Here is a 610-nt window from a genome sequence, read left to right as displayed (position 1 = left end):
GCCATGACCTGCCGCCCCACGACTGAAGCGATGGCGCAACTGGAGCAACGGCAGGCGGGCCACCTGGGCGCAACGCTGCTCGCCTGCGCGTTGGTGATGGGCGCGTTCGCGCTGGRCACCGCGCGTCTCACCGCGGGCCTGGAGCACTGGACCTTCGAGGCGCTGCGTCGCGGGCAAGCGTCCCGTGGCGCGATGCGTTTCCCGTCGATGGAGCTGGTGGATGCGTCCGGGCGTTGGCGGCAGTGGCCGGACTCGGGCCCTGGCGAAGTCCTGCTGGTGGATTTCATCTACGCAGGCTGCGCTTCTGTTTGCCAGGCGCTCGGGGATGAGTTCTTTCAGGCACAGCAGCAGATCCTGCGCGATGGCTCGGGCGTGCGCCTGCTGTCGGTGTCCATCGACCCGGCGAACGACACGCCCTCGGCACTGGCCGCGTACGGTCTTCGCCACCACGCGGATGCACGGCTGTGGACGCTCGCTGCGCCGGCGACCGTGGAGGAAGGGACGCGCATACGCCAGGCCGTGGGCGTGGTGGCCGTGCCGGACGGTGCTGGCGGCTTTGCGCACAACGGCACTATCCACATCGTCGACCCGCACGGCCGCGTCGCCGGCA

1 protein-coding gene is annotated in these 610 nt (G+C 70.3%); it reads left to right on the top strand.

Going from position 1 to position 610, the window contains the following annotated elements; translation table 11 throughout:
• Positions 1–30: 30 nt before the first annotated feature.
• On the top strand, positions 31–610 hold a 580-nt coding region (locus tag AC1D01_RS37815; protein WP_477875103.1), incomplete at its 3' end, for an SCO family protein.

This window comes from Rhizobacter sp. P3_B12 (assembly GCF_056402895.1).
Note: the sequence above shows the minus strand (reverse complement) of the source record. Positions and strands in the feature narration are given on the sequence as shown.